Source organism: Enterobacter cloacae complex sp. IR53041 (assembly GCF_049238285.1).
In the GTDB taxonomy this organism is placed as follows: domain Bacteria; phylum Pseudomonadota; class Gammaproteobacteria; order Enterobacterales; family Enterobacteriaceae; genus Enterobacter; species Enterobacter roggenkampii.
In genome coordinates, this window is sequence record NZ_JBMKHB010000058.1 from 1 (window position 1) to 8,950 (window position 8,950).

The 8,950-nt window shown below is 51.5% G+C and carries 10 protein-coding genes and 1 pseudogene; 6 read left to right on the forward strand and 5 right to left on the reverse strand.

Annotation, left to right across the window (positions count from 1 at the left end):
- Nucleotides 1-7: 7 nt before the first annotated feature.
- Nucleotides 8-715, forward strand: a complete 708-nt coding sequence (locus tag ACOTXF_RS23200; protein ID WP_421635303.1) for a restriction endonuclease — start codon at nt 8-10, stop codon at nt 713-715.
- A gap of 4 nt (nt 716-719) precedes the next feature.
- Nucleotides 720-926 carry a hypothetical protein gene (locus ACOTXF_RS23205; RefSeq protein WP_001749967.1) on the forward strand — a complete coding sequence of 69 codons (207 nt, stop codon included), beginning with the start codon at nt 720-722 and terminating at the stop codon, nt 924-926.
- A gap of 10 nt (nt 927-936) precedes the next feature.
- Here ACOTXF_RS23205 and ACOTXF_RS23210 read toward each other — a convergent pair.
- Nucleotides 937-1,209: pseudogene (locus ACOTXF_RS23210) on the reverse strand (IS1 family transposase); the annotation flags it as partial.
- Nucleotides 1,210-1,307: 98 nt separating this feature from the next.
- Here ACOTXF_RS23210 and ACOTXF_RS23215 point away from each other — a divergent pair.
- On the forward strand, nt 1,308-2,741 hold the full coding sequence (locus tag ACOTXF_RS23215) for a DNA cytosine methyltransferase (protein WP_001288432.1): 1,434 nt from the start codon (nt 1,308-1,310) through the stop codon (nt 2,739-2,741).
- 33 nt (nt 2,742-2,774) lie between these two features.
- Here the strand turns inward: ACOTXF_RS23215 and ACOTXF_RS23220 are convergent, their stop codons facing one another.
- From ACOTXF_RS23220 to dfrA14, 4 genes are all read right to left on the reverse strand, one after another.
- Complete coding sequence (locus ACOTXF_RS23220) at nt 2,775-3,983, reverse strand: type II site-specific deoxyribonuclease (protein ID WP_001749969.1); 1,209 nt, start codon at nt 3,981-3,983, stop codon at nt 2,775-2,777.
- 266 nt (nt 3,984-4,249) lie between these two features.
- Complete coding sequence (locus tag ACOTXF_RS23225; protein ID WP_001389365.1) at nt 4,250-5,014, reverse strand: IS6-like element IS6100 family transposase; 765 nt, start codon at nt 5,012-5,014, stop codon at nt 4,250-4,252.
- A gap of 142 nt (nt 5,015-5,156) precedes the next feature.
- The gene (mobC, locus tag ACOTXF_RS23230) at nt 5,157-5,423 is read right to left on the reverse strand and encodes a plasmid mobilization relaxosome protein MobC (RefSeq protein WP_001144737.1); all 267 of its coding nucleotides are present in this window, start codon (nt 5,421-5,423) and stop codon (nt 5,157-5,159) included.
- A 220-nt stretch (nt 5,424-5,643) separates the two neighbouring features.
- Nucleotides 5,644-6,117 (reverse strand): trimethoprim-resistant dihydrofolate reductase DfrA14, encoded by a 474-nt coding sequence (gene dfrA14 / locus ACOTXF_RS23235; RefSeq protein ID WP_004201280.1) that lies wholly within the window; start codon nt 6,115-6,117, stop codon nt 5,644-5,646.
- A 155-nt stretch (nt 6,118-6,272) separates the two neighbouring features.
- Here dfrA14 and intI1 point away from each other — a divergent pair, with 155 nt between their 5' ends.
- The 3 genes from intI1 to ACOTXF_RS23250 all read left to right on the forward strand — a co-directional run.
- A complete protein-coding gene (gene intI1, locus ACOTXF_RS23240) occupies nt 6,273-7,286 on the forward strand; it encodes a class 1 integron integrase IntI1 (RefSeq protein ID WP_000845048.1) in 1,014 nt (337 codons plus the stop codon).
- A gap of 392 nt (nt 7,287-7,678) precedes the next feature.
- On the forward strand, nt 7,679-8,248 hold the full coding sequence (locus ACOTXF_RS23245) for a recombinase family protein (RefSeq protein ID WP_001749988.1): 570 nt from the start codon (nt 7,679-7,681) through the stop codon (nt 8,246-8,248).
- Between the two features lie 610 nt (nt 8,249-8,858).
- On the forward strand, nt 8,859-8,950 hold a 92-nt coding region (locus tag ACOTXF_RS23250; protein WP_306413714.1), incomplete at its 3' end, for an IS1 family transposase.

Here is an 8,950-nt window from a genome sequence, read left to right on the forward strand (position 1 = left end):
GCTGAAAATGCCGGCCTTTGAATGGGTTCATGTGCAGCTCCATCAGCAAAAGGGGATGATAAGTTTATCACCACCGACTATTTGCAACAGTGCCGAAAACCTTATTCTATGGGCTTGCAGCGCCATCGCACTGCTTGCCGTTGTATTCTTCCGGCGTTCAGTACGGCACAGGCGACACAAAAGGAAGCAGCAAAGTGCGCGGCGGGTGCTGGAGCGCATAAAGACGTTGCCGGGCTTCCCACAAAAAATTAACTACCTGAGGAAAATTGATCCTTTTGTGTTTGAAGAACTGTTGCTGGAAGGATTTGAAGCGCATGGCTTCAGAACCATCAGAAACAAACGCTATACCGGCGATGGAGGCATTGACGGCCAGGTAATAATAGGAAAATATCGCTATCTTATTCAGGCTAAACGCTATCGCGGCCATATTGCTTTACAGCACGTACAGGAGTTCGAGAAGTTGCTTAAACGTCATAACTGTCGCGGTCTGTTTTGCCATACCGGGAAAACCGGCGCAGGTTCAAAATCTGTCAGTATTGCCAGTGAACGGATGGAGATTATCAGCGGCCAGCGCCTGATAGATTTGCTCACGCCCGGCAGCTCCTTCACTATCGCAACCGCCCCGCAGACGATGATGAAGCGTACCGCAGCAACACTAGAAACGAGCACCATTGTTAAAGATGCCGGTAAAGAAAATCGATACCATGAGAGTTAATTAAATGAAGTCAGTAACTATAGAAGCAAAAACATTTGCTGAAATGTTAGGAATAACAGAAGGTGAGTTAATCTTTGCCATTAAGAAAACTGGCACATTCAAAAACAAGACCATCCCACAACCTCATGAGCCACATAAATCAAATAATAGATTTTTATATTCAGACGTAATGAGGTTTATAGAATCACTAAAAGACAAAGAGAACCGGTAATGACTCCAACTTACTGATAGTGTTTTATGTTCAGATAATGCCCGATGACCTTGTCATGCAGCTCCACCGATTTTGAGAACGACAGTGACTTCCGTCCCAGCCTTGCCAGATGTTGTCTCAGATTCAGGTTATGTCGCTCAATGCGCTGAGTGTAACGCTTGCTGATAACGTGCAGCTTTCCCTTCAGGCGGGGTTCATACAGCGGCCAGCCATCCGTCATCCATACCACGACCTCAAAGGCCGACAGCAGGCCCAGAAGACGCTCCAGCGTGGCCAACGTGCGTTACCTAACAATAAACCTGTTTAAATATCCAGATAAAAACATTCAATCTGGGTCAAATGAGTGATACAGTTTCACCCATAAGACCCAATGGAGGCAATATGTCTGAATTTGAATTACTGGCGCAGGATCTGCTTGAGAAAGCAGAAGCGGAAGAACAACTGCGACAGGAAAATGATAAAAAGCTGCTCGGGCAGGTGCTGGAAATCTATGACCAGAAGTACGTGGCTGAACTGCTTAGAAAAGTTGGTAAAAATGAGTGGAGTCGCGAGACTCTTAATCGCTGGATTAATGGTAAGTGCTCACCTAAGACGCTGACGTTAGCCGAAGAGGAACTTCTACGAAAAATGCTTCCGGAAGCGCCTGCACATCACCCTGACTATGCCTTCCGGTTTATTGACCTGTTTGCTGGGATTGGAGGTATACGGAAGGGCTTCGAAACCATCGGTGGCCAGTGCGTTTTTACCAGTGAATGGAATAAAGAGGCTGTGCGCACATATAAAGCTAACTGGTTTAACGATGCTCAGGAACACACTTTCAATCTCGATATTCGTGAAGTCACGCTCAGTGATAAACCTGAAGTACCTGAAAACGATGCCTATGCTTACATTAATGAGCATGTGCCGGATCATGATGTACTTCTAGCAGGTTTCCCCTGTCAACCGTTTAGCCTTGCGGGCGTAAGCAAGAAAAACTCGCTCGGGCGCGCGCATGGTTTCGAATGTGAGGCTCAGGGAACGCTTTTCTTCGATGTGGCGCGTATTATCCGCGCAAAAAAACCTGCCATCTTTGTTCTTGAAAACGTTAAAAACCTGAAGAGCCATGACAAGGGTAAAACCTTTAAAGTCATCATGGATACCCTCGACGAACTGGGCTATGAAGTTGCGGATGCAGCTGAGATGGGCAAAAACGATCCTAAAGTTATCGACGGAAAGCACTTTTTACCTCAGCACCGAGAACGTATCGTTTTGGTCGGTTTCCGCCGTGATCTGAACATTCACCAGGGCTTTACCCTGCGCGATATTAGTCGTTTTTATCCGGAACAGCGTCCGTCATTTGGCGAACTGCTGGAACCCGTGGTTGACAGCAAATATATACTGACGCCGAAACTCTGGGAGTATCTCTATAACTACGCCAAAAAGCACGCAGCTAAGGGTAACGGATTCGGTTTTGGCCTCGTTAATCCTGAAAATAAAGAAAGCATTGCCCGTACGCTTTCTGCTCGCTATCACAAAGACGGGTCTGAAATTCTGATAGACCGTGGCTGGGATATGGCCACAGGTGAAACAGACTTCGCGAACGAAGAAAATCAGGCGCATCGGCCCCGCAGGCTGACTCCGCGAGAGTGCGCGCGCCTTATGGGTTTTGAAAAAGTAGATGGCAGGCCTTTTCGCATTCCTGTGTCAGACACTCAGTCGTACAGGCAGTTCGGTAACTCCGTAGTGGTGCCCGTGTTTGAAGCCGTAGCCAAACTGCTTGAACCTTATATCCTGAAAGCGGTTAATGCCGATTCGTGCAAGGTTGAACGAATCTGATCGCTCCTCCCGGTATTTATGCCGGGAGATAATCTATGGAATATCTGCGTAAAGCCCTGTCAGCTCAGCAATAAACGCACCTAGCGTCATTAGCTCAGCTCTCACCGCCTCCGGGTATTTTTTGTGCAGAGATGATGGCACGACCAATCTGACACCCGACTCCCGCATCTCCCGATATTGAGCCAGAGAAACTCCCTCCTGGAGTGTAAACAGATGCACCTGATGAATTTTATCGGCCTCATTCAGTATCTGACGCCAGCGATCCTTACAGGTAGTCTTGACTGCCAGCATGCGCAGATTTTCTACGGGAAACTCAGTATCGTGGTAAGCCCCTGCGGAAGGGAAAAGGAAATCGGGTTTTTTATTACCTTCTGTGATGGCCTGCGTCGCAAAGTGTCGCAGGCCGTGCTCAATGAATAGATGCTCCAGGTGCAGTTCCAGCGACTTCCCGGCTCTGGATTTACGGCGATTGCTGACAGAATTGGCCAGCGCAATAAATTCATCCACAGAGCCAAATCCTTTCCGGATGATATCCAGAACATGCAGTTCCTCAACCAATAGAAATATGTCGTACTCCACGCGCCGGCGGTCAAGAAGTTGCTCATCCGGATCAAGGGAATTTTTCACATAATGGCTGGCTGCATACTGAATAATTTCACTTCCCGACGGAAAGCGCAGGTGCCAGTCTTCAGGTAGAATATATTTATGATTTACTGGCGCTTGCTGTAGAGATAGTCCGCCTAGAATCTGTCCTGCGGGGCCGGATATAAGCGCTCCGGGTATAACTTCACCAATAGCGGTCTCAATGACGTCCTCTTCATCAGTGCTGGCGCATACCCAAATATTTACTTCCTTACAGTCCCCCCCTTGCTCATCAAGCTTGAAAGCCAGGAGCGTCAGAGCCCCTGTATTTTCAGGATCCTGAAGTGGGCTGCCTCTACCCCAGCGGGTAATCCTTTTTTCATTCCGGGTTTTACCAAAATGACGGCTGTTATAATAAATTGCCCTGGCTTCGCTGTCAGGGCAATCATGCGATGACACATGTGCGGTGAGAAAAACCGAAGGGTTCAGTTCACGGGTATGGTTGATAGACGGAAAGAGTTTTTCAACGATACCTGAAGGGATATAAAGCCCTACCTGGTGACCACCTGTTGCGCCGGTATCGTTGGCGGAAAGGCGTTTGATGTAGACGAAGTAATTCTCACATGCGATCTCAAGTAGCCAGTTGTGGAAAACCGACATAAGCATCCCCTGTTACCCTGAAACTCTACTCACCATTTTTTCATGATTATATACAAACAGTGTCATTTTCAGAAGACGACTGCACCAGTTGATTGGGCGTAATGGCTGTTGTGCAGCCAGCTCCTGACAGTTCAATATCAGAAGTGATCTGCACCAATCTCGACTATGCTCAATACTCGTGTGCACCAAAGCGAGGTGAGCATGGCGACGGAGGCTCTGTTGCAAAGATTGGCGGCAGTCAGAGGTAGGCTGTCGCTCTGCGCCGATCAGGCGGCTGCTGCGAAATGGTGGTTGAGCATGCCCATGGCCTCCGTCAGCGCCGAGGGCCCAATGCCAAAAGCTCTCTCCACAAGGCGCACCTCGCCCCTGATGCCGGGCTGCAGGCACCAGGGGCGAGCCTGTCCTTTGCGCAGGGCTCGCATGACTTCGAATCCCTTGATCGTGGCATAGGCCGTGGGGATCGATTTGAAACCGCGCACCGGCTTGATCAGTATCTTGAGCTTTCCGTGATCGGCCTCGATCACGTTATTGAGATACTTCACCTGCCGGTGGGCCGTCTCCCGGTCCAGCTTTCCTTCGCGCTTCAATTCGGTGATCGCTGCACCATAGCTCGGCGCTTTGTCGGTATTGAGCGTGGCAGGCTTTTCCCAGTGCTTCAGGCCTCGCAGGGCCTTGCCCAGGAACCGCTTCGCTGCCTTGGCGCTGCGGGTCGGCGACAGGTAGAAATCGATCGTGTCGCCCCGCTTGTCGACTGCCCGGTACAGGTAGGTCCACTTGCCCCGCACCTTGACGTAGGTTTCATCCAGGCGCCAGCTCGGATCAAAGCCACGCCGCCAGAACCAGCGCAGCCGCTTCTCCATCTCCGGGGCGTAGCACTGGACCCAGCGATAGATCGTCGTATGGTCGACCGAAATGCCGCGTTCCGCCAGCATTTCCTCAAGGTCGCGATAGCTGATCGGATAGCGACAATACCAGCGCACCGCCCACAGGATCACATCACCCTGGAAATGGCGCCACTTGAAATCCGTCATCGTTCCGTCCGTCCAATCTCCGCCAAGCATGCTCAAGCTTCACGATTTTTGCAACAGAGCCCACACGAGTATTGAGCATAGTCGAGATTGGTGCAGATCACTTCTGATATTGAACTGTCAGGAGCTGGCTGCACAACAGCCATTACGCCCAATCAACTGGTGCAGTCGTCTTCTGAAAATGACAATCGTGCCACCGGCTCCAGGTCTTATCGAACAGCTCAGACACATGGTCCAAATGCTGGTCGATCCGTTCGGCCAGTTTTTCGATGGCCTCTTGCTTGAGCTTGTCACTTTCCCTGAACTCGATGTTCAAGGCCCTGGCCACCTGGTTGAGGTTCCGGCCGATAGCTCCAAGCTGCCGGCACGATTCCCGTACGGTGTTCACTTCTTCATCAGTGAGGACCGGCATCCGGTTCAACGACCGCAGTCATTTCTGTACCTAAACAGTCCTGCGAATATGTGAGTTTTGACCTAATGAGCCACAAAAACTCATTTTCGCCCACGATAATTTTTCTACTTCCTTTCTTTGGAATGCTCATTTCAATATTCACATAACGTCGCTATCAATCGCGGAAAAGGCGTAGTGCGCGAAGCGAACGAAGCTTTTTGCCGTCGATTGCATAGCTTTGTTAACCCTTTTTCCAAATTTGATAGCAATAGTTAATGTTTGAAGTAAAGTGTTGCTCAAAAACAACTTCGAAGGTATTTGGAATACTCGGGAAGAAAACATCCCCCTCTGGCTCGATGTCGATCGTCGATAAGTGGAGCGTAGAGGCCATGGGTAATGTTTCTCGGTAAATTTCTCCGCCACCAGACACTATAACGTGACCGGTGAATTCAGCTAGCCTGTCCATGGCCTCTTCGATTGACTGAAATACAACTACATTGTCATCATTTGATGTCCAACCTGAGCGGGTAACGACCGCGTATTTCCTATTGGGGAGTGCGCCCATAGATTCAAACGTCTTGCGACCCACCAGAAGCCACTGATTGTAGGTCAATGCTTTAAAAAGTAGCTGCTCCCCTTTCGCGGACCAGGGTATGTCTGGACCGCAACCAATCACGCCGTTTTTCGCTTTCGCAGCCATCAATGATACTTTCAAGGTTCTCATCCTGGGTTAACTTTGTTTTAGGGCGACTGCCCTGCTGCGTAACATCGTTGCTGCTCCATAACATCAAACATCGACCCACGGCGTAACGCGCTTGCTGCTTGGATGCCCGAGGCATAGACTGTACAAAAAAACAGTCATAACAAGCCATGAAAACCGCCACTGCGCCGTTACCACCGCTGCGTTCGGTCAAGGTTCTGGACCAGTTGCGTGAGCGCATACGCTACTTGCATTACAGTTTACGAACCGAACAGGCTTATGTCCACTGGGTTCGTGCCTTCATCCGTTTCCACGGTGTGCGTCACCCGGCAACCTTGGGCAGCAGCGAAGTCGAGGCATTTCTGTCCTGGCTGGCGAACGAGCGCAAGGTTTCGGTCTCCACGCATCGTCAGGCATTGGCGGCCTTGCTGTTCTTCTACGGCAAGGTGCTGTGCACGGATCTGCCCTGGCTTCAGGAGATCGGAAGACCTCGGCCGTCGCGGCGCTTGCCGGTGGTGCTGACCCCGGATGAAGTGGTTCGCATCCTCGGTTTTCTGGAAGGCGAGCATCGTTTGTTCGCCCAGCTTCTGTATGGAACGGGCATGCGGATCAGTGAGGGTTTGCAACTGCGGGTCAAGGATCTGGATTTCGATCACGGCACGATCATCGTGCGGGAGGGCAAGGGCTCCAAGGATCGGGCCTTGATGTTACCCGAGAGCTTGGCACCCAGCCTGCGCGAGCAGCTGTCGCGTGCACGGGCATGGTGGCTGAAGGACCAGGCCGAGGGCCGCAGCGGCGTTGCGCTTCCCGACGCCCTTGAGCGGAAGTATCCGCGCGCCGGGCATTCCTGGCCGTGGTTCTGGGTTTTTGCGCAGCACACGCATTCGACCGATCCACGGAGCGGTGTCGTGCGTCGCCATCACATGTATGACCAGACCTTTCAGCGCGCCTTCAAACGTGCCGTAGAACAAGCAGGCATCACGAAGCCCGCCACACCGCACACCCTCCGCCACTCGTTCGCGACGGCCTTGCTCCGCAGCGGTTACGACATTCGAACCGTGCAGGATCTGCTCGGCCATTCCGACGTCTCTACGACGATGATTTACACGCATGTGCTGAAAGTTGGCGGTGCCGGAGTGCGCTCACCGCTTGATGCGCTGCCGCCCCTCACTAGTGAGAGGTAGGGCAGCGCAAGTCAATCCTGGCGGATTCACTACCCCTGCGCGAAGGCCATCGGTGCCGCATCGAACGGCCGGTTGCGGAAAGTCCTCCCTGCGTCCGCTGATGGCCGGCAGCAGCCCGTCGTTGCCTGATGGATCCAACCCCTCCGCTGCTATAGTGCAGTCGGCTTCTGACGTTCAGTGCAGCCGTCTTCTGAAAACGACAAACAGCCAGAAAGGCTGTTACAGGCGATTTGATCTGCAACCTATTGGTTAAATTAATGTATCAAAAACGATGGTTTTTGTGACAGTCTTGAAAAGTCCTGACTTCTCCCGAAAAATGACTCCCCTCATGTAACAAAACTCGTTACTGTATCAACATAACAATAACCCCATAACTAATTAGCGAGAAAAGAATGAAAATCGGCTATGCACGTAAATCTACGCATCTTCAGGATGTGGCGCACCAGGTTGACGAACTAACAAAAGCTGGATGTGAGCAAATCTATCAGGATCAGACCTCACGTAGCGGCCCCAAGCGCGACAAAAAAGGTGCGCCGGAACTGGAGAACTGCCTGAAAGCATTGCGCGAGGGAGATACCCTAGTAGTTTGGGCACTAGATCGGCTCGGCGGTTCATTGGGTCAAGTCATTACTTTACTCGACGACCTGAAGAAACGCGGAATAACTTTCATAGCCATCAAGGACAGAATAGACACAAATGCGCCAGTTATAGGGGAAATCTATACTCATCTGATGGCGATATTCTCTAGCTTTGAACGCAACCGCAATATTGAAAGAACGCGCTCAGGCCTTGCAGCTGCACGCGCAAGGGGCCGTGTGGGAGGGAGAAAACCGTCACTTTCTGAAGAAGATGTTAAACAAATTAGAATCTTACTTGCTGATCCTGAAATGACAGTTGGTGCAGTTGCTAAGCGCTTCAACGTTTCTCGCATGACTATTTATCGCTACACCACAAAATCATGAATGACCGCAGCATGGCGGTTTTATTTTCTTATGCCCGTCAGGGCATGGAAGGCGACCACGCCGGACTTAAACGGGCACCGGCCGCAAATCGCCGGAAACCGCAACGCTGACCGTATCGCCCGGCCCAGCCCCTCCCTGCAAAGCCATAACCCAGCCCGCCGCCACGCAGCTGCCGCACGTCCCCCACGGTGGTGCGCAGTGGGCGCCGCGCGCCTGCGCGCGGGAACGGCGGCCCGCCTTCGGGTCGCGGCGCCGTACTGCGCGTTAGCGGCCGCACGCGGCCGGTTACGGGGGACACTACGCCATACGACCAGCGACCCGCTGAGCTGCACAATCCACGGATAACACAAGCTACATACATGTCGATATGGGAATCGGCCCACCTTGCCGGGCTGCGTAATTGCATCGGACTTGACTACCCATTTGCATTTTACTTGGTGACCGTTTGCAGATTACTTGACCATCACCAACTAAATCTGTCCCATTAGATTTAGTTGGCGTAAGGCCTTACATCTTAACGGCTGCTGTGTGCCAAGAGCAGACGCTGGTAATTCGGGTAATGGTGCCAACTTACTGATTTAGTGTATGATGGTGTTTTTGAGGTGCTCCAGTGGCTTCTGTTTCTATCAGCTGTCCCTCCTGTTCAGCTACTGAAGGCGTGGTGCGTAACGGTAAAAGTACTGCCGGACATCAGCGCTATCT

What these genes read in the sequence shown, in the direction of transcription:
- ACOTXF_RS23225 (WP_001389365.1), bottom strand. Translation starts at nt 5,014, where the DNA reads ATGACGGATTTCAAGTGGCGCCATTTCCAGGGTGATGTGATCCTGTGG.
- ACOTXF_RS23215 (WP_001288432.1), top strand. Translation starts at nt 1,308, where the DNA reads ATGTCTGAATTTGAATTACTGGCGCAGGATCTGCTTGAGAAAGCAGAA.
- ACOTXF_RS23200 (WP_421635303.1), top strand. Translation starts at nt 8, where the DNA reads ATGCCGGCCTTTGAATGGGTTCATGTGCAGCTCCATCAGCAAAAGGGG.
- ACOTXF_RS23205 (WP_001749967.1), top strand. Translation starts at nt 720, where the DNA reads ATGAAGTCAGTAACTATAGAAGCAAAAACATTTGCTGAAATGTTAGGA.
- intI1 (WP_000845048.1), top strand. Translation starts at nt 6,273, where the DNA reads ATGAAAACCGCCACTGCGCCGTTACCACCGCTGCGTTCGGTCAAGGTT.
- ACOTXF_RS23245 (WP_001749988.1), top strand. Translation starts at nt 7,679, where the DNA reads ATGAAAATCGGCTATGCACGTAAATCTACGCATCTTCAGGATGTGGCG.
- mobC (WP_001144737.1), bottom strand. Translation starts at nt 5,423, where the DNA reads ATGCCGGTCCTCACTGATGAAGAAGTGAACACCGTACGGGAATCGTGC.
- ACOTXF_RS23220 (WP_001749969.1), bottom strand. Translation starts at nt 3,983, where the DNA reads ATGTCGGTTTTCCACAACTGGCTACTTGAGATCGCATGTGAGAATTAC.